Origin of the sequence: Pseudomonas sp. PAMC 26793, assembly GCF_000313235.1 — a bacterium.
Taxonomy (GTDB): Bacteria; Pseudomonadota; Gammaproteobacteria; order Pseudomonadales; family Pseudomonadaceae; genus Aquipseudomonas; species Aquipseudomonas yamanorum.
The window spans coordinates 1-26,881 of the sequence record NZ_AMXG01000037.1 but is presented as its reverse complement, the minus strand read 5'-3'; the positions used below and the strand labels follow the sequence as shown (position 1 = coordinate 26,881).

The 26,881-nt window shown below is 58.4% G+C and carries 17 protein-coding genes and 3 rRNA genes; 14 read left to right on the top strand and 6 right to left on the bottom strand.

Going from position 1 to position 26,881, the window contains the following annotated elements; genetic code table 11:
• The first annotated feature begins 120 nt into the window (after nucleotides 1-120).
• The 5 genes from D109_RS1000000135285 (at nucleotide 121) to D109_RS0117520 (ending at nucleotide 8,228) form a co-directional block, all read left to right on the top strand.
• Entirely contained in the window at nucleotides 121-273 is a 153-nt protein-coding gene (locus D109_RS1000000135285; protein ID WP_371103577.1) for an immunoglobulin-like domain-containing protein, read from the top strand.
• Between the two features lie 67 nt (nucleotides 274-340).
• Nucleotides 341-1,039 (top strand): immunoglobulin-like domain-containing protein, encoded by a 699-nt coding sequence (locus D109_RS1000000132340; RefSeq protein WP_218187385.1) that lies wholly within the window; start codon nucleotides 341-343, stop codon nucleotides 1,037-1,039.
• Nucleotides 1,040-1,096: 57 nt separating this feature from the next.
• Nucleotides 1,097-1,252 carry a hypothetical protein gene (locus D109_RS1000000135280; protein ID WP_371103576.1) on the top strand — a complete coding sequence of 52 codons (156 nt, stop codon included), beginning with the start codon at nucleotides 1,097-1,099 and terminating at the stop codon, nucleotides 1,250-1,252.
• Nucleotides 1,249-7,740 carry an immunoglobulin-like domain-containing protein gene (locus D109_RS01000000131980; RefSeq protein WP_256219517.1) on the top strand — a complete coding sequence of 2,164 codons (6,492 nt, stop codon included), beginning with the start codon at nucleotides 1,249-1,251 and terminating at the stop codon, nucleotides 7,738-7,740. The genes D109_RS1000000135280 and D109_RS01000000131980 overlap by 4 nt, the downstream gene beginning before the upstream one ends.
• Nucleotides 7,741-7,889: 149 nt before the next feature.
• Nucleotides 7,890-8,228 carry a hypothetical protein gene (locus tag D109_RS0117520; RefSeq protein WP_017478018.1) on the top strand — a complete coding sequence of 113 codons (339 nt, stop codon included), beginning with the start codon at nucleotides 7,890-7,892 and terminating at the stop codon, nucleotides 8,226-8,228.
• A gap of 42 nt (nucleotides 8,229-8,270) precedes the next feature.
• Here the strand turns inward: D109_RS0117520 and lapD are convergent, their stop codons facing one another.
• Nucleotides 8,271-10,217 carry a cyclic di-GMP receptor LapD gene (lapD, locus tag D109_RS0117515; RefSeq protein WP_017478017.1) on the bottom strand — a complete coding sequence of 649 codons (1,947 nt, stop codon included), beginning with the start codon at nucleotides 10,215-10,217 and terminating at the stop codon, nucleotides 8,271-8,273.
• A gap of 14 nt (nucleotides 10,218-10,231) precedes the next feature.
• Complete coding sequence (lapG, locus tag D109_RS0117510; RefSeq protein WP_026078039.1) at nucleotides 10,232-10,924, bottom strand: cysteine protease LapG; 693 nt, start codon at nucleotides 10,922-10,924, stop codon at nucleotides 10,232-10,234.
• Nucleotides 10,925-11,192: 268 nt separating this feature from the next.
• On the opposite strand from lapG, the gene D109_RS0117505 reads away from it, so the two are divergent.
• From D109_RS0117505 to D109_RS0117485, 5 genes are all read left to right on the top strand, one after another.
• Nucleotides 11,193-11,903: a GntR family transcriptional regulator gene (locus tag D109_RS0117505; protein ID WP_017478015.1), complete on the top strand. Its 711-nt coding sequence runs from the start codon at nucleotides 11,193-11,195 to the stop codon at nucleotides 11,901-11,903.
• Between the two features lie 503 nt (nucleotides 11,904-12,406).
• The gene (locus D109_RS0117500) at nucleotides 12,407-13,171 is read left to right on the top strand and encodes a DUF3050 domain-containing protein (RefSeq protein WP_017478014.1); all 765 of its coding nucleotides are present in this window, start codon (nucleotides 12,407-12,409) and stop codon (nucleotides 13,169-13,171) included.
• Entirely contained in the window at nucleotides 13,168-14,115 is a 948-nt protein-coding gene (locus D109_RS0117495) for a diiron oxygenase (protein WP_017478013.1), read from the top strand. The genes D109_RS0117500 and D109_RS0117495 overlap by 4 nt, the downstream gene beginning before the upstream one ends.
• Nucleotides 14,112-17,522 carry an amino acid adenylation domain-containing protein gene (locus D109_RS0117490; protein WP_017478012.1) on the top strand — a complete coding sequence of 1,137 codons (3,411 nt, stop codon included), beginning with the start codon at nucleotides 14,112-14,114 and terminating at the stop codon, nucleotides 17,520-17,522. The genes D109_RS0117495 and D109_RS0117490 overlap by 4 nt, the downstream gene beginning before the upstream one ends.
• Nucleotides 17,519-17,968, top strand: a complete 450-nt coding sequence (locus tag D109_RS0117485) for an SRPBCC family protein (RefSeq protein WP_017478011.1) — start codon at nucleotides 17,519-17,521, stop codon at nucleotides 17,966-17,968. Before D109_RS0117490 ends, D109_RS0117485 begins: the two co-directional genes overlap by 4 nt.
• Before the next feature lie 113 nt (nucleotides 17,969-18,081).
• Here D109_RS0117485 and D109_RS0117480 read toward each other — a convergent pair whose 3' ends face one another.
• The gene (locus D109_RS0117480; protein WP_017478010.1) at nucleotides 18,082-19,962 is read right to left on the bottom strand and encodes a methyl-accepting chemotaxis protein; all 1,881 of its coding nucleotides are present in this window, start codon (nucleotides 19,960-19,962) and stop codon (nucleotides 18,082-18,084) included.
• Between the two features lie 279 nt (nucleotides 19,963-20,241).
• On the opposite strand from D109_RS0117480, the gene D109_RS0117475 reads away from it, so the two are divergent.
• From D109_RS0117475 to D109_RS0117460, 4 genes are all read left to right on the top strand, one after another.
• Nucleotides 20,242-20,742 carry a sigma-70 family RNA polymerase sigma factor gene (locus D109_RS0117475; RefSeq protein ID WP_017478009.1) on the top strand — a complete coding sequence of 167 codons (501 nt, stop codon included), beginning with the start codon at nucleotides 20,242-20,244 and terminating at the stop codon, nucleotides 20,740-20,742.
• A complete protein-coding gene (locus tag D109_RS0117470) occupies nucleotides 20,739-21,722 on the top strand; it encodes a FecR domain-containing protein (protein WP_017478008.1) in 984 nt (327 codons plus the stop codon). The genes D109_RS0117475 and D109_RS0117470 overlap by 4 nt, the downstream gene beginning before the upstream one ends.
• An 86-nt stretch (nucleotides 21,723-21,808) precedes the next feature.
• On the top strand, nucleotides 21,809-24,301 hold the full coding sequence (locus D109_RS0117465; RefSeq protein WP_017478007.1) for a TonB-dependent siderophore receptor: 2,493 nt from the start codon (nucleotides 21,809-21,811) through the stop codon (nucleotides 24,299-24,301).
• Nucleotides 24,302-24,372: 71 nt separating this feature from the next.
• Nucleotides 24,373-25,548, top strand: a complete 1,176-nt coding sequence (locus D109_RS0117460; protein ID WP_017478006.1) for a PepSY domain-containing protein — start codon at nucleotides 24,373-24,375, stop codon at nucleotides 25,546-25,548.
• 80 nt (nucleotides 25,549-25,628) lie between these two features.
• Here D109_RS0117460 and rrf (D109_RS0117455) read toward each other — a convergent pair.
• The 3 genes from rrf (D109_RS0117455) to D109_RS0117445 all read right to left on the bottom strand — a co-directional run.
• Nucleotides 25,629-25,744 (bottom strand): 5S ribosomal RNA (gene rrf / locus D109_RS0117455).
• Nucleotides 25,745-25,853: 109 nt separating this feature from the next.
• Nucleotides 25,854-25,969 (bottom strand): 5S ribosomal RNA (gene rrf, locus D109_RS0117450).
• Between the two features lie 169 nt (nucleotides 25,970-26,138).
• Nucleotides 26,139-26,881 (bottom strand): 23S ribosomal RNA (locus D109_RS0117445); the annotation flags it as partial.

Below are 26,881 nucleotides of genomic sequence, written 5' to 3'. Positions count from 1 at the left end.
ACCGTCATTTCGGATTCGATCGATACCACCACCGTGACCTTGTCGTACCAACGACACGGCGATCACTGAAGCGGCCAGATCACCTACACCGCCACGCTTTCGAACGAAGCGCATGCACCGGTGACCGTGACCTTGTCTAACGGCCAGGTCATCACCATTGATGCCGGTAAAACTACCGGCACTGTGGTTTTCCAAACGCCAGTCAATGACGTTTACAACAACGGTTCCACTGTTAGCACCACGATTACAGCGGCTACTGGCGGCAACTTTTGAGAAGTTGGTCCCGGATAACACCAACCCGCCGACCACCACAATTACCGACTCGATCGACACCACCACCGTGACCTTGTCGACTAACGACACTGCGATCACTGAAGGCGGTCAGATCACTTACACCGCGACCTTGAGCAACGAAGCTCATGCTCCGGTTACCGTGACGTTGTCTAACGGCCAGGTCATCACCATCGACTCGGGTAAAACCACGGGCTCCGTGGTTTTCCAAACACCGGTCAACGACGTCTACAACAACGGTTCCACCGTTAGCACGACCATCACCACCGCTACTGGCGGCAACTTCGAAAAGTTGGTTCCGGACAATACAAACCCGCCGACCACTGTTATTTCGGATTCGATCGACACCACGACAGTGACGTTGTCGACTAATGACACCGCGATCACTGAAGGCGGCCAGATCACCTACACCGCGACCTTGAGCAACGAAGCTCACGCGCCTGTGACCGTGACCTTGTCCAACGGCCAGGTGATCACCATCGACGCGGGCAAAACCACGGGCACCGTGGTTTTCCAGACCCCGGTCAACGACGTCTACAACAACGGTTCCACCGTTAGCACCACGATTACGACGGCTACTGGCGGTAACTTCGAGAAGCTGGTTCCGGACAATACAAATCCGCCGACCACCGTCATTTCGGATTCGATCGATACCACCACCGTGACCTTGTCGACCAACGACACGCGATCACTGAAGGGGCCAGATCACCTACACCGCCACGCTTTCGAAGAAGCGCATGCCCGGTGACCGTGACCTGTCAACGGCCAGGTCATCACCATTGATGCCGGTAAAACTACCGGCACCGTGGTTTTCCAAACGCCGGTCAACGACGTCTACAACAACGGTTCCACTGTTAGCACCACATACACGCTACTGGCGGCAACTTCGAAAAGTTGGTTCCGGACAATACAAACCCGCCGACCACTGTCATTTCGGATTCGATCGATACCACCACCGTGACCTTGTCGACTAACGACACTGCGATCACTGAAGGCGGTCAGATCACTTACACCGCCACGCTTTCTAATGAAGCGCATGCGCCGGTGACCGTGACCCTGTCCAACGGTCAAGTGATCACCATTGATGCCGGTAAAACCACGGGCACCGTGGTTTTCCAGACTCCGGTCAATGACGTCTACAACAATGGTTCGACCGTTAGCACAACGATCACCACCGCTACTGGCGGTAATTTCGAGAAGTTGGTACCGGATAACACCAATCCGCCGACCACCACGATTACCGACTCGATCGACACCACCACCGTGACCTTGTCGACCAACGACACGGCGATCACTGAAGGCGGCCAGATCACCTACACCGCCACGCTTTCGAACGAAGCGCATGCACCGGTGACCGTGACCTTGTCCAACGGCCAGGTCATCACCATTGATTCCGGCAAAACTACCGGCACCGTGGTTTTCCAAACCCCAGTCAATGATGTCTACAACAACGGCTCGACCGTTAGCACGACCATCACCACCGCTACTGGCGGCAATTTCGAGAAGCTGGTGCCGGATAACACCAATCCGCCGACCACCACGATTACCGACTCGATCGACACCACCACCGTGACCTTGTCGACCAACGACACTGCGATCACTGAAGGTGGCCAGATCACCTACACCGCCACGCTTTCGAACGAAGCGCATGCGCCGGTGACTGTGACCCTGTCCAACGGTCAGGTGATCACCATTGATGCCGGTAAAACTACCGGTACCGTGGTATTCCAGACTCCGGTCAATGACGTCTACAACAACGGCTCTACCGTCAGCACGACCATCACCACCGCTACTGGCGGCAACTTCGAAAAGTTGGTTCCGGACAATACGAATCCGCCGACCACCATCATTTCGGATTCGATCGACACCACCACCGTGACCTTGTCGACTAACGACACTGCGATCACCGAGGGTGGGCAGATCACCTACACCGCCACGCTTTCTAATGAAGCGCACGCACCAGTGACCGTGACGCTGTCCAACGGCCAGGTCATCACCATCGATGCAGGTAAAACTACGGGCTCCGTGGTTTTCCAGACACCCGCCAACGACGTTTACAACAACGGTTCGACCGTCAGCACAACCATCACCACCGCCACTGGCGGCAACTTCGAGAAACTGGTGCCGGACAACAGCCACCCAGCGGTTACCACCATCACCGACTCGATCGACACCACCACCGTTAAGTTGAGCACCACCGATACAGCGATCACCGAAGGCGGCCAGATCACTTACACCGCGACCTTGAGCAACGTCGCTCACGCCCCGGTCACGGTAACCCTGTCCAACGGCCAGGTGATCACCATCGATTCCGGTAAAACCACCGGCACCGTGGTCTTCCAGACACCCGCCAACGATGTCTACAACAACGGCTCGACCGTCAGCACCACCATTACAACGGCCACTGGCGGCAACTTTGAGAAGTTAGTCCCGGATAACACCAATCCGCCGACCACCACGATCACCGACTCGATCGACACGACGACGGTAACGCTGTCGACTAACGACACCGCAATCACAGAAGGCGGCCAGATCACTTACACCGCCACCTTGAGCAATGTCGCTCATGCCCCGGTGACGGTAACCCTGTCCAACGGCCAGGTGATCACCATTGATTCCGGTAAAACCACCGGCACCGTGGTTTTCCAGACGCCAGCCAACGACGTCTACAACAACGGTTCCACCGTCAGCACCACCATCAGCACGGCCACTGGCGGCAACTTCGAGAAATTGGTTCCGGATAACAGCCACCCGGCTGTCACCACCATCACTGACTCGATCGACACCACTACCGTGACTCTGTCGACGGCCAACACTGCCATTACTGAAGGCGGTCAGATCACCTACACCGCGACTTTGAGCAACGTCGCTCACGCCCCGGTGACGGTAACCCTTTCCAACGGCCAGGTGATCACCATTGATTCCGGTAAAACCACCGGCACCGTGGTTTTCCAGACGCCAGCCAACGACGTCTACAACAACGGCTCCACCGTCAGCACGACTATCACCACAGCCACTGGCGGCAACTTCGAGAAATTGGTTCCGGATAACAGCCATCCAGCGGTTACCACCATCACCGACTCGATCGACACCACCACCGTTAAGTTGAGCACCACTGACACAGCGATCACCGAAGGCGGCCAGATCACCTACACCGCGACCCTGAGCAACGTCGCTCACGCGCCGGTCACCGTGACCTTGTCCAACGGCCAGGTGATCACTATTGATTCCGGTAAAACCACCGGCACCGTGGTCTTCCAGACTCCGGCTAACGATGTCTACAACAACGGCTCCACCGTCAGCACGACGATCACCACAGCCACTGGCGGCAACTTCGAGAAGCTGGTCCCGGACAACACCAATCCGCCGACCACTGTCATTTCGGATTCGATCGATACCACCACTGTGACGCTGTCGACAGCCAATACCGCGATCACTGAAGGCGGCCAGATCACCTACACCGCGACCTTGAGCAACGTTGCTCACGCCCCGGTGACTGTGACCCTGTCCAACGGCCAGGTGATCACCATTGATTCCGGCAAAACCACCGGCACTGTGGTCTTCCAGACCCCACCCAACGACGTCTACAACAACGGCTCAACCGTCAGCACCACCATCACCACGGCCACTGGCGGCAACTTCGAGAAGCTGGTTCCGGATAACAGCCATCCCGCTGTCACCACCATCACCGACTCGATCGATACCACCACGATCAGCATTACCGGCGATGCTTCGGTGAATGAGGGCCAGACAGCCCACTACACCCTCACGCTGAGCAACGCGGCGGCCACTGACGTGACCGTCACGCTGAAATACAGCGGCACGGCCACCGACGGTTCGGACTTCAACGGCGCCTACACCGTGAAGATCCCGGCTGGCGCCAGCAGTGCAACCTTCAACGTGAACACCCTTGACGACAAGCTGACCGAGCCTACCGAAACGCTGGTGATCACCATCGATAAGACTTCCGGTGGCAACTTCGAGAAGCTGGCGATCAGCGGTACCAATGGCAGCATCAGCACCAATATCATCGATAACGACGCCCCGCCGGTCATCGACCTGGACGCCAACAATTCCAGCGGCGCCACCGGTGCGGATTACAAGGTGACGTTCACCGAGGGCACCACCGGGCCGGGTGTGTCGATTGCCGACACCGACATCAAGATCACCGACCCGGACAGCACGATGCTGACCGGCGCCACCGTCACCCTGACCAACGCGCAAGTGGGCGACGCGCTGAACCTGGGCAATAGCGTCAACGGCATCACGATCAACTCCAACAACCAGACGGGCACCATCACCCTGACGCTGTCGGGTACCGCGACGCTGGCCGATTACATGACGCGGATCCAGAACATCACCTTCACCAACAACAGCCATGACCCGAGCACCACGCCGCGGATCATTACCGTGACGGTGACCGATGGCGGTAACTACTCCAACGTTGCCACCGCCACCGTCAACGTGGTGGCCGTCAACGATGCGCCGGTGGCTACCGGCAGCGCCGTCACGGGTACCGAAGACACGCCGCTGGCCTTGGCCTGGTCCAACTTCGGCGTGACTGACGTCGACTCGCCACAAGCGAGCCTCGGGGTGAAAATCACCGAGCTGCCGGTCGCTGGCAAATTGCAGTTCCTGGCAGCGGACGGGGTGACCTGGTCCAACGTCACCAGCGGCCAGACCTTTACCAAGGCCCAGATCGACGCCGGCCAATTGCGCTTTACGCCCAATGCCAACGAGTCCGGGACCGATGGTTACGGCGGCACTGGCATCGGCAATAAACAGGCTGACTATGCGCAGTTCAAGTTCCAGCCAACCGATGGCAAGGATCTAGGCACTGCCGCGACAGTGAAAGTCGATATCACCCCCGTGGCCGACGCACCGAACCTGACGGTGGCGGACAACGCCGTGAACTCCGTGGGCCTGACCAAGCAAAGCTGGAACAGCGTTGCGAACCTGGGCACCAACGGCAACGGCGCTGCGCCGGCAGACCTGAAAAACGCGATTGATAACGCCGGCACGCCGAACACCAGCACCACGGTGACCACTGTTGTGTCTGACGCAAACGTGGCGGCGGGCTCTGGCTCCAAGACGTCCGGCCTGATCTACATGGAAGCCGGGAAGAGCTACACCTTCAGCGGCACCGGTGATGACAGCCTGGTGGTCAACGTTGGCGGCAAAGACGTAGCGAGCGCACTGTGGGGCACCAACAGCGGCAAGTTCAGCGGCTCGATCACCCCGACCGTCAGCGGCTACTACAGCATCGAGATCTACCACGCCAACCAGTCCGGACCTGGCAGCTATAACGTCAATGTGCAAATCGGCAACGGTGCGGTCCAGCCCCTGAACACCAGTGGCATACCGCTCTACACCGGCGTCAGCGACCTGATCAATGCCGGCGTGACACTGTCCGACCTGCATGGCAGCAACGGCGACGGTTACTACACCGGCTACAAGCTCAACGAAGGCCTGGAGAATGGCTCGGTGCACCTGTCCAAGGTCACCACCAGCCTGACCGACACTGACGGTTCGGAAAGCCTGAGCGTGAAGATCAGCGGGATTCCGGCGGGCTCGGTACTCACCGATGCGGCCGGGCATACCTATAGCGCCGGCGCGAGCACAGGTGAAGTGAACGTAACGGGCTGGGACTTGAGCACCCTGACCATCAAGCCACCGACCTACTACAGCGGCCAGTTCAACCTGACGGTGACCTCGACCTCGACTGAAAGCCTGGGCGGCTCGGCCATTACCACCGCGCAGTTGCCGGTCACGGTTTACCCGGCAAACTACAACTCGATCACCGCAACGTCGGGCAGCGACAACATCACCGGCACCGATGGCAATGACATCGTGGTCGCGGACATCGGTGGCCTGAACGTGGTGCAAGGCAAGAACTACAACATCGCTTTCATGGTCGACAGCTCCGGCAGCATGAGCGCCGATTCGGTCAACGCGGCCAAGGCGTCGCTGACCTCGGTGTTCAGCTCACTGAAAAACAGCCTCGGCGCGAACACATCGGGCACCGTAAATATCTTCGTGGCGGACTTCGATACCCAAGTCAATAAATCGGTGGCGATTAACCTGAACGATCCAAACGCGCTGGCGATACTCAAGGGCGTGCTGGATTCGATGGTCTCCGGTGGCGGCACCAACTATGAAGATGTGTTCAAGGCCACCGCCAACTTCTTCCAGAGCAACCTGGCGACCGGCAATACCGGCGCGACCAACCTGACTTACTTCATCACTGACGGCCAGCCGACGTACTTCCAGAACGGTGAACAAACCAATCCGGTGGTCACCGACTTCTACAACTACAACACCACCGATGGCCGGCTGGATGACTACATCAACACCAACAACTATCAGTTGGGCAACGCGTTCTCGATCACCGTCGGCAGCAGCAAGCTGCAACTGATCGACAGCGCCGGTCAGGTTCACAAGTGGATGCAGAACTGGAACGGCAGCTGGTACGACAGCGGCGTCATCGGCACCGTGCATGCCCAAGGCGACGGCACCTATGAGGTCTCGTACCTGGACGGCAGCGGTAGCAGCACCAGCTCTGCGACCACCAGCAATGCCGGCAGCGGCTTTGCGCTGCTCAGCGGCATGTCCAGTGTGGAGGCGATTGGCATCAACAGTGGGGTCAGCCTCAACGACCTCAAACCGTACGACTCGGACGGCAAGCCACAGAGCAATATCGATCCGAAGGACTTGGCCAACGCCATCCTGGGCCACACCGAGGCGACCTTGCCAGGCTCTGACACCATCAACGGGGGCGATGGCAATGACATCATCTTCGGTGACCTGGTGAGCTTCAGCGGGATCACCGGCGAGGGCTACAACGCGCTGCAGGCCTTCGTCGCACAGAAAACCGGGATGGCCGTCACGGCCGTCACCACGTCGAACGTGCATCAGTACGTGACCGAACACTACGCCGACTTTGATGTGTCCGGCGCCAAGGACGGGAACGACACGCTGCTGGGCGGCGCTGGCGACGACATCCTGTTCGGTCAGGGCGGCAACGACTACCTCGATGGCGGCAAGGGCAATGACATCCTGCTGGGCGGCACCGGCAACGACACGTTGATCGGCGGTCCGGGCAACGACATCCTGGTGGGGGGTGCCGGTGCTGATTTGTTCCTGTGGAAGGCTGGCGACTTGGGCAACGACGTGATCAAGGACTTCAAGGCTGCGGACGGTGACCGGATTGACCTGCGGGATCTGTTGAAAGGTGAGAGCGACAGCACCATCGACAACTACCTCAAGATCACCACGGTGGAAGGCGTCTCGACGCTGCAAGTCAGTACCGAAGGTAACCTGAACAAGGCCGGCGGCCTGGCGAACGCGGATGTCACCATCAAGCTGGAAGGCAACGACTGGTCTCATACGAGCATCAACTCGCTGATCAGCGGTGCCGACCCGACCATCAAGATCGATCACACCGCCTAAGCCTGCGTTCATCGGCCGCCCAAGCGGCGGCCGATGTACATTAACGGGCTCGTCACTGGCTCTGTGGGACGGTTGCACCGCATACTCGCGCCCATTACCCACCGTTAGCCTGTGTTGATGGCTGCGGGCTTCATTGCTGAGGGATTGTTATGTTTTATGTGCAACGTGATGCCCACGGCGGGCTGATTCGCGTAGAGGCCGCGGCCTTCGCCGAATCAACGGAAACGCTGCCGGCCGATCACCATGAGATTCAGGCGTGGTACGCCAACACGCTCGTAGAGACCAGCCTGAATCAGCTCAAGCAAAGCGACCTGGAGATGATTCGGGTTCTGGATGACTTGATCCAGGTGTTGACCAGCAAGGGCGTGATTCGCGTCACCGACCTGCCGCCGGCGGCCCAGGCCAAACTGTTGGATCGCAACCAGGCGCGGGAAGCACTCGGCGGGCTGAACAGCTTGATCAACGATGAAGAAACCGGGCTGATCTGAGGCCCCATACAGTCGCCGCTGCCTCAGCAGCGGCGACTCGCATTACTTCCAGGGCGCCGGCTCGCCAAACAACTGCCCCTGCACGCCGAAAATACCCATCGCGCTGATCACCGCCAACTCACCCTCAGTCTCCACACGCTCAGCGATCAGTGGCAGGTCAATGCTGTGTGCGGCACGCTGGATGGCTTCGATAAACAGGCGTTTGTCGCTCTCTTGGTCGATGTCGCGAATGTAGCTGCCGTCGATCTTCAGGTAGGCCAGGCCCAGGCGCGCCAGGTTGCCGATCATGCTGAAGCGCCCGCCGAAGCGCTGCAGGCTCAAGGAGAAATTGAGTTCGCGCAGGCGGTGGGTCAATTGCTCAAGCACCGCTTGTTCCGGCAGTTGCTCTTCGCCGATTTCCAGGGTCAGCCGTGGGCCAAGGTTGGAGTGTTGGCGCAATAACTCGAACACTCGATTCAGGGCTTGCGGGTCGGCAAAGGTCGCGGCCGACAGGTTCAGCGCGAGGGATTCGGTGTGGCCGGCCATCTGCTTGAACACCAGCTCCAGCATCATGCGGTCAAGGCGCGCCGACCAGCCGAAGCGCTCAAGCCATGGCAGGAAGCGCCCCGCCGCAATCGTCTGCCCTTGGTCGTCCTGCAGGCGTGACAGCACTTTGTAGTGCAGCACCATCTGCGGGTCGTGGCTGGCAACCACCGGCTGGAAATACAGCTGAAAACGTTGCTCGGTCAACGCACGGTCGAGCAAGGTATGCCAGGCATGATGGTCATCGCCAACACTGGCCGTCGCGCTATGGTCCAGGCACACCCAACCGGTGTCCCCTTGGGTCTCCGCCTGGGCCAGGGCCTGGTCGGCCAGTGTCAGCACGGCTTGCGGTGCGTCGCCATGGATGAACGGTGCCAGGCCGATGTAGGCGACCGGCGTGACATCGCTGGCACCCGTGGCTTGCAGGCTAAGCAGGACGTTTTCCAGGTTTTGCGCCAGCTGCAACGCCTCTTCGCGTACCAGCCCCGGCGCCAGCACGGCAAACTCGCCGCCGCGGATCCGGGTGACCAGGTTATGGGTTTCCGGGTAGGGCTCGCACTGACGCAACAGTTGCTCGCCCACCGCCTGCAGCAATTGGTCGGTGCGCTGGCCGCCCAGGCGCTGGTTGAGCCCGGCCAGGTCCTTGACCCGCAGGAGCAGCAAATAACCGGAGTTGGTCTCCTCCGGATTACTCACCCGGGCGTTGAGTTGCATCTCGAAATAGCGCCGGTTAGCCAAGCCGGTGAGGTTGTCCTGGTATGACTCGACTCGCAGCCTTTCACTGCGCTCGGCTTGCTCCTGAAACAGGGCCTTGAGTTTCTCCACCATCTGGTTCATCGCCTGCACCACACGACGTAACTCCGGGGTGCGCGGCAGTTCGGGCAAGCTCAAGAATTCCCGGCGGGCAATCGCATGGGACTGTTTGACCATGTAGTCCAAGGGCTTCAATTGTCGGCGCAGTAACAGGGCTCCCAGCACGGCGCTGACAGCGCCACACAGCAACAGCCAGCCAAGGCTGCCAAGCGCGCTTCGCCAGAGCTTGGCCAGGGCGAACATCGGGTGGCTGACCACCTCAACCCGTGCCGCCTGCTCCCAGCCACGGTTGACCAGGGCGTCGCCACCCGCCGGCTCCAGGCCGATCAGGTTGACGAACCATTTGGGCACGCCATCGCTGTCGGGGGTACCGTTGCGTTCGACAATGACCTGGTCATTCTTCAGGTCCACCACGCGGATGCTGGCGTAGTAGCCGCTGTCGAAGATCGAGCTGACCAGCAACTCCACCATCGCCGGGTCATCAATGTTGGGGGTCAGCGACAGCGCCAATGCGGTCGCTGCGTCCTGCGCATGGGAGCGCAACTGGTTGACATATTGGGTGCGCGAACTCTCCAGGCTCACCATGAAGCTGCCGCTGAAGGCGACCACCAAAAACAGACAGATAGCGATCAATAGTTGTTTGAACAGAGACATCTGTACAGGTACTCCTAGTTGGCAGGCTCGGCTGGAAAGCCTTCCGCACGCATTTTTTTCAACACATCCTGCCAGCGTGACAAGCGTTTGGTATCACCGACTTTTTTGTCGCCCTTGGCGCCCGGCAACCATAAGCCTTCAGCATTGAAGGAATAGACGGGCAGCAAGTCGGTACGCTGGCTTGCGGGCTGGATCTCATCGGTAAGGCTGTCGAGCACCAGCGGCATCGCGTCCGGCGTCGAGTAATAGGTCAAGACCATGTGGGCGCGATTCTGACGCAACGCCTTGACGTAGGTAATGCGCAATTTGTCGCTGGCGACGCCCAGATGACGCAAGCTGAAATACTTGGCGATTGCATAATCTTCGCAATCCCCGGCGCCCTTCCACAGGGCTTCGATAGGGGTTTCCCAATAGTCCACCTGATGCCACAGGTCGATGTCTTCCACATAATGCATTTGCTTGTTGAAGAACAGGTTGACTACCTTAAGCTGCTCCTGCTCGCTGACTTGCTTCTGCGTCGCCAACAACCGTTGCCAGGCGTCAATGCGCTGCTGCCCTTCTCCCAACGGACCGTACAGTGCCGTCGCTTTGCGGCTGATCTGGGAGAAATCCCAATCGGCATGCAACCCGCCAGGCAATAAGCCAGCCAGCAGCAGCACCGAAAAAAGCCAGCGCAGGACCCAAGGGGGAATAAAACGTACCGCCAAAGCGTTCAATCCGTAGAAGAAGACGGAGTAGCGTTGGATGGTGAAGGTTCGAATGGTAAAAAACAATGGCACGGTGCAATCACCGCAACAGTACGCATTTTTCCATCGCGACCGTAAGACGCAGCAAGCAACAAATGTGGGTCAAAAAGCAGCATTGTTGAGTCGCTTACAAGCCGAAACCTTGCCTGTTTGACAAGCTTGTGGACAAACTCTAGTGTGCATTGGATCCAATTAGCCACCTCACCCTGAAAAGGAGGATAGCGTAGTCGTGACGCAGAAGCCGAACCCTTTGAGCAGCATCCAGATCAGCGGGCCCATCCCCGCCCATCTCGCTCGCTCCGTGATTGAAGAAACATTGCGCAACGCCATCCTGGATGGCCGCTTGCCCTGCGGCACCGCCATGCGCCAACAGGAGCTGGCCAGCTTGTTCGGCGTTAGCCGGATGCCGGTGCGCGAGGCACTGCGTCAACTGGAAGCCCAGTCACTGCTGCATGTGGTCACCCACAAAGGCGCGGTGGTGGCGCCGCTGATTGAAGACCATTCGGCAGAAACCTATGCGCTGCGCATCCTCCTGGAATCCGAAGCGCTGCGCTTGTCGATTCCCCTGCTCACGCCCGATGACATTGCTCAGGCTGGCGCCTTCATCGATGCGCTGGAACGAGAAAGTGACTACACCGAAATCGGCCGCCTCAATCGCCTGTTTCACATGGCGCTATATGGCAAGGCAGGCAATCAGCGGCTGCTCAAGCTGGTTGAGCATGGCTTGAATGAAGAGGAGCGTTTCCTGCGCTTCAACCTCGAAGCCATGGGCCTGGGCAAGACGTCCCAGGAAGACCACCGGGAACTGCTGGATTTGGTGGCGAAAAAGAAGATCGAGGAAAGCATCCTGACGTTGCGTAACCACCTCACCCGCGGCATGGAGGTGATTACGGGTTACCTCAGGAGTCTTGAGCAGAGCGACGATAAAACCTCGCTGTGAATGCCTCAGGGAACTGAACCTCCCCCTTCGACCACATAGCGCTGCGAAGCCACTTGGGTCGGGGGAGCTCAGTGCATCACAGCGGCGAAGTTCTTGCCCGGCGAAACATCAGTTAAAAATAACTATTCCAGCTTAATGTTTAATATCCAAGGAAATTTCCCACACTTCATAGAACACACCAACTACAGCAACACATTTATTTGCAAACTCTTATAAAACTAAAAACCGCTGATCACTCAATCAGACTATTGTTTTTTATTACCCAAACTCCAAATCTCCCAAACCAATAGCGTGAACTCGTGCTCGGGCGTCACTGTGAGCGGCGTTCCTTTAAATAAAGCCTTGTGTTTTGTCACCGCGTGCGAATTTTTGAATAACGGCGCCAGCCTTAAGCATGGCTAATCCGCTATCAAGGCATCCGCGCGCGTGAAAACCAATGTTTATTTGTCGCTGAAGCAAAACGCTTTTATCAGGGAAGAGACAACGACTTATAGGCATCGACCATGTTCCAACACTCACACCTGCTTAAACAAAAAAAGCAGCAGTTGCACAGCCATCCATTATTCGTACAAATAAATACGCTGCAAAAGTTGCAGTTCTTTATGGAAAACCACGTGTTCGCCGTTTGGGACTTCATGACACTGACCAAGCGCCTGCAACATGACCTCACGGGTATGCGCCTGCCCTGGTTACCGCCAACGGACCCACAAGCGGCTCGCCTGATCAATGAAATCGTACTGGGCGAAGAGTCGGACGCGTACCCCGGCCACGGACATGGCAGCCACTTCGAGCTATACCTGGAGGCCATGCGTGAGGTCGGCGCGAATACGGCGACCATCGAGCGGTTCATCAGCCTGCAACGTGACGGCTGCGACGCAGAAACGGCCCTGGAAAAAGTCGATATCCACCCCGCCGTGGCCCGGTTCGTCAGAAGCACGCTGCAGGTTGCCCTGAACGCGCCCACCCACTGCGTAGCCGCAGCCTTTCTGCACGGCCGCGAGAGCGTCATCCCGATGATGTTCAAACGCATCCTGGAAAGCTGTGAAATAGCTCACCGCCAGGCACCGACCTTCTGCTACTACCTCAAACGCCATATGGAGATCGACGCCGAAGAACATGGCCCGGCGGCAACGCAATTGCTGCAGCGCCTCACACTCGCCGACCCGACTCGCGAGCAGCAGGCCAACAGTGCAGCCCTCGGCGCCGTGGAAAGCCGCCTGGCCTTATGGGACGGGTTGCACCTGCGCCTGTCGGAGGTGGGCGTATGAACCCTGCCGACTACCGCTCATTTGCCGACGACTGGGAGCGTCGCGCGACTATCCGCACGCGCCCGCGCCGCTTGCTGGAAAATGACCACAAGCTGATCTATCCCTTGAGCCGGCAACCCTTGGTGCTGAGCGCGACCTTTGTCGATCAATGCCCACAGCACCGGGATTTTGTCTTGTTGCAGACGTTCTACAAATTCATCAACGACGTGGTGATCTTTGAAACCGAGATCGTCGACAAGACCGCACGCAGCATTGCCAAGAATCGCTTTTCAGTGCCCTTCCCGCTCGCCTGTCGCTACGACGCCATGACCGTAGTCGTGGATGAGGATTACCACACCCTCGTCGCCCTCGATTTCATGCAACAGACCGTCGAGATGACCGGCATCCCGGCCCTGGAACTGCCCGGGCAAATCGAGCTGAGCCGCGCCTTGCCTGCCGCGCTGGCACTGGCTCCCGAGCACCTGCGGCATGCCGTGGAACTGATCGCGGTGGCCATCGCCGAGAACACGGTGACCCATGAGGTGGCGGCGTTTTCCAAGGACGACAGTGTCAAGCCATCCATCCGTGGATTGATGGCCGACCACCTGTGTGACGAAGGCCGCCATGCGGTTTTCTGGACGCGTCTGGTGCGTATTTATTGGCAGTCTGCCAACGCCTCGGACCGCGACTGCATCGCCCAGATCCTGCCGATATTTCTCCAGCATTACTTGACCCACGACCTGCAGAAAACCTTCGACCTGCAATTGATCGAGCACCTGGATATCAGTGACGGCACGCGCTCTGCGCTACGCGCTGAAGTGCAGGCGATGGGCTTTCCCATTACCCGCCAGCACCCACTGATGGGCAATATCATAGGGTTCCTGAATCACAGCGGCCTGCTGCAAACGCCGAGCGTGGTTCGGGCGTTGGATGCCTTTCTTCCGGTATCAGGAGGGCACCCATGAGGCACCTGAAGATTGGGCTGACGGGCTCCAGCGCGGCATTGAATGAAATCAGCAAGACGCTGGAGCAATACGGTCATGGGTGGGTGCGACCACAGGATGTAACCCACGTAGACCTGTTGATTGATGACGGTAGCGAGGAGGTTCCGCCAGGCCTGACTTGCACAGCCTTGATGTGCCTGCGCCTGGGCATGGGGGCGTTGACCGAATGCGGACTGCCGATCCTGCAGTTCAGGTGTTACGGCCACTCACGGCGACTTCTGGCAACCCTGGACGTTGCCGGCGAAGCCTGTGGGAATGGTCAACGATTGCGTCAACAGGCGGTCAGCAACCTGGTGGAATGGGTGGCCCAGCAGGTGAGTGGGTTCTCCCGGGACCCGGACCATTTCTCGCAGACGGCCGTCGCCTCCGATGATCCGGAACACGGCCTGCAAGCGCTCGCATCGCTGGCGTACCTGCATCGCTTTAACCTGACAGCTGATTTGGCGCTGCGGCAACACGCCCAGGTGCCAATGATCGAGCGACTGGAAAACAGTCTTAAAACCTACGCCGAGCGGCCGGCGCTGAATATTGCAGGCCGCGTGCTGAGTTATCGACAGTTGCATCGCAAGAGCCTGGCTATCCATCAACGTCTTTGGCCTCTGCTTGGGCACCGCGACACACCGCCGGTGATCGGTGTCTGCCTGGGCAAATCCCCAGAGCTGTACGCCAGCATCCTCGCGGTGCTGGCCTGCGGCGCGGTGTACCTGCCCCTGGAGCCAGGCCACCCGCTGCAACGCCAGCAGGTCATGCTGGAAACCGCCGGCGTCGCGGTGCTGCTGGATGACGGCAAGCATCCACTGCGGGACGGTTTTTCTGCATTGGATGTGAGCACGCTCGACACCGCCGGCAACCCGCAGCTAATGCGCCGGCGGCCATCCATGGACGCCCCTTGCATGGTGCTCTACACCTCGGGCACCACTGGCCAGCCCAAGGGCGTGCTGCTCAGCCAGCTCAATCTGGCGCATTTCACCGCTTGGTTCGGTGGCCATGTACAACTGAACGAACACAGCCGGGTTTTGCAGTTCTCGCCCTTGAGTTTTGACTCTTCGCTGATCGACATCTTCCCGAGCCTGATCGCGGGCGCCGAGTTGATCGTGCCCAGTGAAGACCAGCGACGCGACCCGCAGCAAATGGTGGAGCTGATCCGCCAAGAGCGCATCACTCACGCCTTCCTGCCTCCCGCGTTGCTGAGCATCCTGCCGCTGGATCAACCCCTGGGCCTGGCCCATGTGATCACCGGTGGTGATGTATGCGAACCCTGTGTGATCGAGCAGTTGTCAGGGCAGTGTCGCCTGCACAACTTCTACGGGCCCACCGAAGCCACCGTGCTGGTGACCCACCGCACGTTGCTGCCAGGCGACAGTAACCGCAACCTCGGCACCCCCATCGCCAACAGCCAAGTGCTGATCCTCGATGGGCAACTGCAACCGGTGGATGAACAGGTGATGGGTGAGCTGTACATCGTCGGCCCTGGCGTCAGCTTGGGTTACCTCAACCAGCCGACGCAGACCGCGGAACATTTCGTGGAGCTGGGATTGCCCGACGGCCAGACCTTACGGGCCTACCGCAGCGGCGATCTGGCGAAGTGGACGGAAAACGGCATCGAACTGGGCGGGCGCCGAGATCAGCAAGTGAAGATCCGAGGCTTCCGGGTCGAACCGCAAGAGATCGAACATTGCCTGCGCAGCAGTCAGCTGTTTCGCCAAGTGGCGGTGGTGATTGATCCCGACCGACGAATCCTGGCCTTTGTCGCTCAGCCCGAAACACCAGACGCCCTGGCTGTACTGAAGCAGCACGCCCGACAAACACTGCCGGACTATCTTCGGCCAACCCTGTGCACAGAGCTTGCGAGCATGCCGTGCACGCCCAACGGAAAAGTCGACCGCCAGGCATTGCTTGCGCTACCGACGCAACCGCTGCCGGCCATCAATCACGGCGAACCGCACACGCCGATGCAAGTGCAGTTGCTCAACCTGTGGAGCGAGTTGCTCGGCGTGCCAGTGACGCAGCTGTCGACGGACGACAGCTTCTTCAATCTTGGCGGCCATTCCATCCTCCTGTCGACGATGCTGCTGCGTATCCGCGAGCAGTTCGGGCGCAGCCTCTCCCTCAGCCGTTTTTTTGAGACACCCACGGTCCGCACCCTCGCCACGCTGATGGGTGACGACGTCCCACGCGAAGCACCGACCGGCGAGGCAACCCGGGATGCGCTGCGTGAGCTGCATTTGCAGACACTGCCAGCGGACCTGGCGGGGGAACGTCGTAAAGTGATCGTGACCGGGGCCAACAGTTTTCTCGGGGTGCATATCGTCGAGGCGTTACTGGCCGAGGGCGCACTTGAAGTGGCGTGCCTGGTGCGCGAGCACCCCGGACATTCGGCGACCGAGAGGTTTGCCGAGGCGCTGCGCGAGTACCGCCTGGAACACCTGGACCTGAGCCGGGTGCGGGTGTATGCCGCCGACATCAGTCAGCCGCGCCTTGGCTTGGCCAGCGAGGCGTATGAGTACCTCGCCGGGGCGTTCGGCGTGTTGGTGCACAACGCCGCCCACGTCAATCACGTGATGGACTACGCCACGCTGGCCAAGGACAACGTCGAACCGGTGCTGGAATGCCTGCGTCTGTGTGAAACCCGGTGCAAGAAGGTCTTCAACTTTATCTCGACGCTGTCGGCGGCCAGTAGCATCGACGCACAAGGCCAGGTGCTCGAGACGCTCGCCGCCGCCACCCCGCCGATCTACATCCAGAACGGCTACAACCTGTCCAAATGGGTCGCGGAACGCTTGCTGGGGCGCGCTGCCGGGCAAGGTGCCTGGGTCAATATCCATCGCCCCGGGAACATCAGTTTCAACAGCCGCAGCGGTGTCTGCGAACCACAGAAAAATCGCCTGATGTTGATGCTCAAAGGCTCACTCCAACTGGGCCTAGTGCCCCGCCTCAAGCTGAATTTTGACCTGATGCCCGTGGACTTTCTTGCCCGGTTTGTTGCGTTCCACAGTGGCCGCCGTGGTGATGGAGGGACCGTGTTCAACCTGCACAACCCGCAGCCCTTGAGCTGGGAATCCTACGTCGAGGCCTTCCGCCAGGCAGGCCATGCATTCGAACTGGTGAGCGTCGCCCACTGGCAACGTCACCTGCACACGGTGGACAGTCGCAATGCATTGTTCGGCGTACTGGGTTTCTACCTCAATGGTGTGGGCGAGGATATCGGCGATACCTCAATGATCCGGCATGACAACGCACGACGTGGCGTCGAGCAGATGGGCGCGCACTACCCCGAGAAAAATCCGGCGCTGTTACGCATGGGCTGCGAGTACCTCAAGCGCATCGGCTTCCTGCCATCAAGCGCTCAACTGAAGGAAACCCTATGAAACCCGATACGTTGATTCGCAACCCTTGCGGCAAGCCTGTTGTGTCTTCAGTGACGGTTGCCTGTGATGCCGCCCGTGCGTGGGCGGTAGTCGGTGATTTTGCTGGCTTTGATAGATTTATCCCGGCCTTGTCCCACATCGAAATGACCGGTGCGGGCATCGGATCGCTGCGCAAGAAATGCTTCCACGATGGAAATCTGGTGGTGGAACAACTCAACAGCCGCGACGAGCGGGCCATGCACATGACTTGGACAACGATTTACAACACGTTGGGCGTGGCACGGCTGTGGGCAGCCATGGGTGTCGAACCGTTGGGAGCGGGCTGTTCACGGGTGACCTGGACGATCATCGCCGAGCCGGTTGAACAGGGTGTGGAAGGGTTTGAGCCGTTTGTGCAGGCATTCGCCGACAGCGCGCTGGAGAATGTGCGAGCGATGTTTGGCTAAACCTGTAGGCGCGAGCTTGCTCGCGAAAAACGAATAGGCGAAACGGGCTATCTGGTAGCGCTGCGTTAGCGTGGACGTTCTTCGCGAGCAAGCTCGCTCCTACAGGTTAATCATCAGATTTTGAAACTGTCGACCAACTGCTTCAGCCGGTTGGCCTGTTGAGACAACGCGTCGCAATCCTTCAAGGTTTCGTTGAGGTTGGCCACGCCTTGCTGATTCAGCAGGTTGATCTGGTTGATATCGACATTGAGAGTTTCCACCACGGCGGTCTGCTCCTCGGTGGCGGCTGCTACCGACTGGTTCATGCCGTCAATCTCGACGATCCGCTGAGTCACGCTGACCAGGCGCTCACCGGCCTGGTTGGCGACCTCGACGCTTTCTTCGCTGGAGGTCTGGCTGGCGTTCATCGTGGTCACGGCCTCACGCGAGCCAATCTGCAGCGAGGTGATCATTTTGTGGATCTCTTCTGCCGACTCTTGAGTGCGGTGCGCCAGGTTGCGGACTTCATCCGCCACCACGGCAAACCCACGCCCGGCTTCACCGGCACGCGCAGCCTCAATCGCAGCATTAAGAGCCAGCAAGTTGGTTTGCTGGGAGATGCCTTTGATCACATCCAGGATGTGGCCGATGTTGTCGGTGCTGGCGTTCAGGGTTTCAATCTGTGTGCAGGACAGGCTGATTTTTTGCGAAAGCTCCGACATCGCCAGGATGGTTTTCTCCACCACCTTGCGCCCGTCATCAGCCTGCTCGCTGGCACCGCTGGCGTGTTGCGAAGCGTCTGCGGCGTTGCGCGCGATTTCCTGAGTGGCAGCACCCAGCTCGTTGATTGCCGCGGCCACGCTGTTGGTGCGGGCGCTTTGTTCGTCGGAACCGACGATCGACGCGTTGGACGAGGCCATTACACGCTGGGACAGGTCGTGTACCTGGCGGGTGGCCGAGGAAACTTCGGAAATTGACGCGTGAATACGCTCGACGAATTGGTTGAAGGCACTGCCCAAGTCACCGAACTCGTCCTTGCTTTCCACGGTCAGGCGACGGGTCAAGTCACCCTCGCCCTGGGCAATGTCCTGCATGGCGCGACCCATGGTGGTCAGCGGACGCATCAAGACCTGGATCAGCAGGCTCAGGAACACCGCGATAGCAGCAACTGCAATGAACATGGCGATCAATGCCGAGGTGCGGAACTTGCCCAGCGGTGCGTAGGCTTTGTCTTTGTCGATCGACAGTCCGATGTACCAATCTGCATTCGGCAACCCGCTGATCGGGGTGAAGGACAGGATCCGCTCCTGGCCATTGAGGACCACTTCCTGGCTGACCTTCTCAATGCGTACGTGGGTGCCCGGGTAGATGTCCTTGAGGTTCTTCATCACTTGCTCCTGGTCCGGGCTGACGATCACCTGGCCGTCACCGCTGACCAGGAATGCATGGCCGATACCGCCGAAATCCACCGAGTTGATGATCTTCACCAGGGTTTGCAGGCTCAGGTCACCGCCAACCACGCCAAGCAGTTCGCCATTCTTTTTCACCGGCATAGCGATCGTTACGATCAGCCCACCTACCGCTGCCATATAGGGCGGCGTGAGCATGGTCTTGTCGGCGGCCACGGCTTGTTTGTACCAAGGGCGCTGACGAGGGTCGTAGCCATCGGGCATTTTGGCGTCGGGACGCTGAGTGAACACGCCGTTGGTTGAACCGACGTAGGTGAACTGGAAGTTGGAGGTAAATGCCGACTGGTCGACCAACCCCGGAAGATCGGCAGCGCTGCCCTGGTGGGCCACGTTTTGCGCCAAGCTTTCCAACACCAGTACCCGGCCGCTGAGCCAGTTCTGCACACTGCTGGCGGTCAGCTCACCGGACTGCTGGATAGACGATTCCAGGTTTTGCCGGATGGTGTTGCGCTGCAGGTAGTCGTTGTAGAACGTGAATAACGCGAAGGCCAGAACCACTACGCCTGACGCGGCCAACAGAATTTTATGACTGAACTTGAGATTCATTTCATTGACTTCTTTTTGCCAAAAGGGGGTGAGCGTGCCGGATGCAACATTCCATGTAACGGGATAGGCAGACTCTGCGACTGCTCTATTTCGGTGCACGCATGGCTCGTCAGGCTTTCGGCCAACTCAGGATAAATGTTAGGAATTTGTGAGAAGCATCTGCTTTTAGCGTCAGAAGCCGACCAGCGGTAGGCCCCTGGCGTGAGGAGTTGCAAATTTTTTCAGCCTTGCCGACAATGCGACTAATTATCATTTGTGACGCTTTGCCAGGCCGCGTGAATGCCCTCTTCCGAGTACGCAGTACAGACGCTTTACAGCAACCATCATGGCTGGCTGAACACGTGGCTGCGCAGCCGCCTGGGTAATGCAGCCGATGCGGCGGACCTGGCCCAGGACACCTTTGTGCGCCTGCTGCAAAAAACCGAACGCTTCGAACTCAAAGCTCCTCGGGCCTTCCTGCGCACCATCGCGCGGGGCCTGGTGATCGATCATTGGCGCCGCGAAGAAATCGAGCGCGCGTATCTGGAGTCCATCGCGCATTTGCCCGAAGCCTTGGCACCGAGTGCTGAAGAGCGTGCGCTGATTCTGGAATTGCTGGAGTCCATCGCCCAGCTTCTGGACGGGCTCAAGCCCAAGGTACGTAAGGCGTTTCTACTGGCTCAGTGCGACGGGCTGACTTACAAGCAGATTGCACAGCAGATGGGTGTGTCACTGCGCTCGGTGGAACGGTATGTCGCCGAGGCGCTGTATCACTGTTATGTGCTGCGGTATGAGGCATGACCCCGATGGATAACGCGGCGCGCTCCGGGCCCGACCCGCAGGTGGTCAAGCAGGCGATCAGCTGGATGCTGCGCTTGCGGAACAATCGCGCGAATGTCCGCCTGAAGGCGCAGTGCGAGCACTGGCGTGAGGCTCATCATGAGCACGAGGTGGCCTGGCAACGTGTGCAGGCGCTGCAGCATGAATTGAGCGGCCAACTGGCGGCGATTCCCGGAGCCCATGTGGCGCTGGAGAACAGTGCCCAACGCCTTGGTCGCCGGCAAGCGTTGAAGGTGTTGTCCGGGGTGCTGTTGATGGGTTCGGCGGCTTGGGTCAGCCGAGACCTCACCGGCTGGCAGCGCTGGACCTCTGACCTGGCTACCACTACCGGCGAGCGTCGTAGCGTGCAACTGCCGGATGGCACACGTCTGCAGCTCAATACCGACAGCGCGGTGGACCTGAACTTCAACCCACAGCAGCGCCTGATCACGTTGGTACGCGGGGAAATCCTGGTGACCTGCGGCGTTGCCGCGGCCACACCGCTGCTGGTTCGCACCCGCCATGGCTTGTTCGAAGGCATAGACGGGCGGTTTGTGGTTCGCCAAGACAGCGATTGCACACGCTTGAGCGTCGCGTCAGGCAACGTGGCGATTCATTCACCGCATACCGCCGACGGCCTATTCACTCAAGTGCATGCAGGAGAAAGCTACCTGGTACGTCAGAACGGGGCTGTTCTCGCACCGCCTTCGGATATGGATGCCGGGGCTTGGGCAGATGGTTTGATCGTCACCCGCAACATGCGTCTTGCCGATTTCCTGGCCGAGGTGGGGCGCTATCGCCAGGGTTATCTGGGCTGTTCAAGTGATATCGCAGACTTGCGCTTGTCTGGTGTTTTTCGCCTGGAAGACACTGAGAAGCTGTTGGCAATCCTTCCGCAGACGCTGCCCGTGCGTCTGCACTATCGCACACGCTGGTGGGTGAGCCTGGAACGCCAGGCCTGATTTATTTTTGGCGGCTTTTTTCCGTGAGTCCGGCTTAGACAGTAAGCAATTCAATCTGCCTTCAGCGACCTCTACGGATCTCGATAATGACTGTGCGTTTTTTCAGTAACTCACCCTCTTCCTACCCTTTGCTCGGTAAAGCCGTACGTGCCGCGTTGCTGTCGACCACGATGGGCATCGGCTTGCTGCCGGTGGCCGGTGTCGCAGCTGATAGCGGAGTCGAGCGTATCAGCCAGCGCTATGACATCCCTGCAGGCGCGCTGAGCGATGTGCTCAATCAGTTTGCCCGTCAGGCAGGCATCACCCTTTCCAGCACGCCTATGCAGACTCAGGGCCGCCAGTCTCCCGGGCTGCACGGGGAGTACTCTGCCAAAGAGGGCCTGAGCCAGTTGCTCAGCGGGTCAGGTTTGCAGGCCCAGGCCCAGGACTACGTGAGCTTCGTATTGCAGGCCCAGCCCGAGAGCGAGGCGCTGACCTTGCCGACCACCGACATCAAAGGCTTCGCCCTGGGTAATGCCTTGGGCAGCATGGAGGGCTACAACGCGACTCACAGCCAGATCGCCACCAAGACCAGTACCGCGCTGCTGGAAACGTCCCAGACGGTTTCAGTAGTGACCCGCGAGCAGATGGATGACCAAGGCTCGCAAACCGTTGCCCAGGCCATGCGTTACACCCCTGGCGTGCTGACCAACCCATATGGCGCCACTCACCGTTATGACTATGTGGCGATGCGTGGCTTCAACGACGGTTCCGTGGATAACATCTACCTCGACGGTTTGAAATCCATGGGGGACAGCGGCACCTACAGCACCATGCAGGTGGATCCGTATTTCCTTGAGCGCGTGGACATTCTCAAAGGCCCGTCATCGGTACTCTACGGACGCAGCTCGCCGGGCGGGCTGGTGGCGTTGACCAGCAAGAAGCCGTTGTTTGAGCCCTACCATCAGGTGCAGGCCACGGTGGGTTCCCAAGGCCAGCGAGGCATGGGTTTCGACTTCAGCGGCCCGGTGGATGACGACAAGCGTATTGCCTATCGACTGACCGGGCTTGCGGACAAGTTCGACACACAGTTCGATCATGTCAAGGAAAAACGCTACGCACTGGCACCCACCTTGAGCATCGACTTTACCGATGACACGTCCCTCACACTCCAGGCTTATCTGCAGCATGATCCCGACGGTGGCTACCACGGCGGTATGCCGGCAGATGGCGCGTTGCATCAGCGCAATGGCCAGCGGATCTCCAATCACTTCTTCGAGGGCGAGCCGGACATTGATGGGTACAAGCGGGATAAACAGTCGTTCGGCTACCAATTTGAGCATCGCTTCAATGATGTTTTCACCGCGCGGCAGAACTTTCGGTATCTGGATTCCAAGGTCGGGCTGGACCAGGTGTATGCCTATGGCTGGACCACGCCCACCAGTAATGAGCTGAATCGCTACTATTCAGGCGGTGACGAAAAGCTGCATGCGTTCATCATCGACAACATGCTGCAGGCTGAATTTTTTGCCGGCGCGACGAAGCACACGGTGTTGATGGGAGCGGACTATCAACGGCGAAAAACCGTTGTGGACTGGAGCAGCGGCTCTCTTGCGCCGGTCAACGCGTTTAATCCAGTGTATGGCAACTCCGAGATCAGCTATTACAGTCCAACCAGTTATCTGCGTCGGCTTGAGCAGACTGGTGTTTACCTGCAGGACCTGATTGAGATGAACAAGTGGCGGCTCTCCCTTGGGCTGCGTCAGGACTGGGTTGAGACCTCCGATGAAAACCGCATTGCTGAAGCGGGACGGCCGCTGGGCACGGAGATCAGTGATAAACGTACCAAGCTGACCGGGCGTGCAGGAGCGCTTTATCTGTTTGATAACGGTCTTGCGCCCTACGTCAGCTATTCCGAATCTTTCAACCCAAACTCCTATTCGGACAGTGCTGGCAATCCCCTGGCACCCACCGACGGGACCCAATGGGAAGTTGGTTTGAAATATCAGCCACCGGGTACCGACAACCTGTTCACCGCTTCGCTGTTCCGTATTGATCAGGAAAACCTGGCGACCAAACTGCCGCAGGAAAACTTCTATCGCGCCGTAGGTGCTGTGCGCTCTCAGGGCCTGGAGCTGGAAGGGCATATGCAGCTGACTGACAATCTCAAGTTGCTGGGCAGCTATACCTTCACTGACATCGAATATTCAAAGTCCATGGTCAGCACGTTGAGTACGGCGGACAACGTGATCGAGAACAAGGGTAATTCGCCGACCCAGGCGCCGCGTCATATGGCCTCGGTGTGGGCGGACTACAAATTCGACAGCGGCGCCCTGGATGGCCTGCGACTCGGCGGTGGCGTGCGGTATGTCGGCTACAGCTGGGCGGATGCGGAGAACACCATGAAGGTGCCCGCCTACACGCTATTTGATGCCTCGATGGGCTATGACCTGGGCAAGGTGGGCTTGAAGGGTGTGGATGTGCGCCTGAATGCCAATAACCTGACGAACGAGTCTTACGTGGCGTCGTGTGCCAGCCTGAACTTCTGCTACCTGGGTGAAGAGCGCAACGTCAGTGCGACGGTGAGCTACCAGTTCTAATTTCTCTCGATTCATCCAAAGCCAGTTCCTGATTCCAGGCGCTGGCTTTGTCGTCTTTGCAGGAAACCTTTATGCGTGCATTGCTGGTTTTATTTCATCGCTACATCGGGTTGGCGACGGCGTTGTTTCTGATGATGGCGGGGATTACGGGAAGCCTGCTGGCATTCAACCATGAGCTGGATGAATGGCTCAATCCAGGGTTCTATGCAGCGACAGCCAAGGGCCGTGCATTGCCGCCAGGCGAACTGGTGGATACGTTGCAGAGCCAGCATCCCAAGCTGCAAGTCTGGTACATGGAGTATCCACAAGAGAGCGGCCATACGGCTATGTTGGCGGCAGTTGCCAGAAACGATCCGGCGACGGGCAAACCCTTTGATGAACCTAACCAGGTTTTCTATCTCGATCCGGTCAGTGGTGAAGAACTGGGCCGGCGTGCTTGGGGCGCGTGCTGCTTTCAGCGTGAAAATCTCATCCCGTTCATTCTGGAGTTTCACTACAACCTGACACTGCCGGGTAATTGGGGTTTGTGGCTGATGGGGTTGGTGGCGATTGCGTGGGTGTTCGATTGTTTTATCGCGCTTTGGTTGACCCTGCCGAGAGGCAAACCTTTCTGGAAGAAGTGGTCCACGGCTTGGAAGATCAAGGGCGGTCATGCTTACCGGTTGAACTTCGATCTGCATCGGGCAGGCGGCTTGTGGCTTTGGCTATTGTTGCTGCCGATCGCGGTCAGCAGCGTGGCGATGAATTTGCCGAGTCAGGTGTTCAAGCCTGCTGTGTCGCTGTTCTCACCGGTAGAGGCCAGCGTCTATGAAGCCCGTGGCAGGTTACCGGCCGAACAACTGGGTGTGACCCAACTGAGTTATCAACAGGCCTATGAGCGGGCGCTGGAGGAAGGCAAGCGGCTAGGGCTGACGGCGGCGATTGGAGAGCTGTATTACAGCTTTGAGTACAACTTTTATGGGGCTGGTTTTGGGCAACATGATACGGAGGCTCATGGGAAATCCTGGTTGTTTTTCCATGGGACGGATGGGCGTTTATTAGGAAAGGAAATAGCAGGGCAAGGTACGTTGGGAGAGCGCTTTTATCGGCTGCAACTGCCGATCCATGGGGGCAGGATCATCGGGCTGACGGGGCAGGTGTTGATTGCGCTATTGGGGGTTGTGATCGCGATGTTGTCTGCTACCGGGATCTACATCTGGTGGCGCAAGCTATTGGCCAGACGAAGCGGTAAGGCACGTAAGGGGTGAGCATGTACGGTTTGTAGTTTACGTGCCCCTAAACGACAAAACCCCTGTCTGCGTTAGCAGACAGGGGTTTCGGAATTCAATCTTGACGATGACCTACTCTCACATGGGGAAACCCCACACTACCATCGGCGATGCATCGTTTCACTGCTGAGTTCGGGATGGGATCAGGTGGTTCCAATGCTCTATGGTCGTCAAGAAATTCTGTGTACCAGACCGTTGCGCTAGCAACGTGCCGGTGAAAATCATGGACTTCTACATAAACAAAACCCCTGATTGCGTTAGCAATCAGGGGTTTCGGAATTTAATCTTGACGATGACCTACTCTCACATGGGGAAACCCCACACTACCATCGGCGATGCATCGTTTCACTGCTGAGTTCGGGATGGGATCAGGTGGTTCCAATGCTCTATGGTCGTCAAGAAATTCGGGTACTGAGTCGTGACCAGATGGCCTCGCTTCAGCAAATTGGGTATGTGATAGCTTTCGGTGTTTGTGAGATTCGAACTTTCGGTTCGTTTCGTCTTCACACACCGCAATCTGGTGCTCTTTCGCTTTTCAGCTCGAAGCATACAAATTGCTTGGGTGTTATATGGTCAAGCCTCACGGGCAATTAGTATTGGTTAGCTCAACGCCTCACAGCGCTTACACACCCAACCTATCAACGTCGTAGTCTTCGACGGCCCTTCAGGGAACTCAAGGTTCCAGTGAGATCTCATCTTGAGGCTAGTTTCCCGCTTAGATGCTTTCAGCGGTTATCTATTCCGAACATAGCTACCCGGCAATGCCACTGGCGTGACAACCGGAACACCAGAGGTTCGTCCACTCCGGTCCTCTCGTACTAGGAGCAGCCCCTCTCAAATCTCAAACGTCCACGGCAGATAGGGACCGAACTGTCTCACGACGTTCTAAACCCAGCTCGCGTACCACTTTAAATGGCGAACAGCCATACCCTTGGGACCGGCTTCAGCCCCAGGATGTGATGAGCCGACATCGAGGTGCCAAACACCGCCGTCGATATGAACTCTTGGGCGGTATCAGCCTGTTATCCCCGGAGTACCTTTTATCCGTTGAGCGATGGCCCTTCCATACAGAACCACCGGATCACTAAGACCTACTTTCGTACCTGCTCGACGTGTCTGTCTCGCAGTCAAGCGCGCTTTTGCCTTTATACTCTACGACCGATTTCCGACCGGTCTGAGCGCACCTTCGTACTCCTCCGTTACTCTTTAGGAGGAGACCGCCCCAGTCAAACTACCCACCATACACTGTCCTCGATCCGGATAACGGACCTGAGTTAGAACCTCAAAGTTGCCAGGGTGGTATTTCAAGGTT

Excerpts from the sequence above, each read along its gene's own strand:
- D109_RS0117520 (WP_017478018.1), top strand. The coding sequence starts at position 7,890 with ATGTTTTATGTGCAACGTGATGCCCACGGCGGGCTGATTCGCGTAGAG.
- lapD (WP_017478017.1), bottom strand. The coding sequence starts at position 10,217 with ATGTCTCTGTTCAAACAACTATTGATCGCTATCTGTCTGTTTTTGGTG.
- D109_RS0117500 (WP_017478014.1), top strand. The coding sequence starts at position 12,407 with ATGTTCCAACACTCACACCTGCTTAAACAAAAAAAGCAGCAGTTGCAC.
- D109_RS0117495 (WP_017478013.1), top strand. The coding sequence starts at position 13,168 with ATGAACCCTGCCGACTACCGCTCATTTGCCGACGACTGGGAGCGTCGC.
- D109_RS0117490 (WP_017478012.1), top strand. The coding sequence starts at position 14,112 with ATGAGGCACCTGAAGATTGGGCTGACGGGCTCCAGCGCGGCATTGAAT.
- D109_RS0117485 (WP_017478011.1), top strand. The coding sequence starts at position 17,519 with ATGAAACCCGATACGTTGATTCGCAACCCTTGCGGCAAGCCTGTTGTG.
- D109_RS0117480 (WP_017478010.1), bottom strand. The coding sequence starts at position 19,962 with ATGAATCTCAAGTTCAGTCATAAAATTCTGTTGGCCGCGTCAGGCGTA.
- D109_RS0117475 (WP_017478009.1), top strand. The coding sequence starts at position 20,242 with ATGCCCTCTTCCGAGTACGCAGTACAGACGCTTTACAGCAACCATCAT.
- D109_RS0117470 (WP_017478008.1), top strand. The coding sequence starts at position 20,739 with ATGACCCCGATGGATAACGCGGCGCGCTCCGGGCCCGACCCGCAGGTG.
- D109_RS0117465 (WP_017478007.1), top strand. The coding sequence starts at position 21,809 with ATGACTGTGCGTTTTTTCAGTAACTCACCCTCTTCCTACCCTTTGCTC.
- D109_RS0117460 (WP_017478006.1), top strand. The coding sequence starts at position 24,373 with ATGCGTGCATTGCTGGTTTTATTTCATCGCTACATCGGGTTGGCGACG.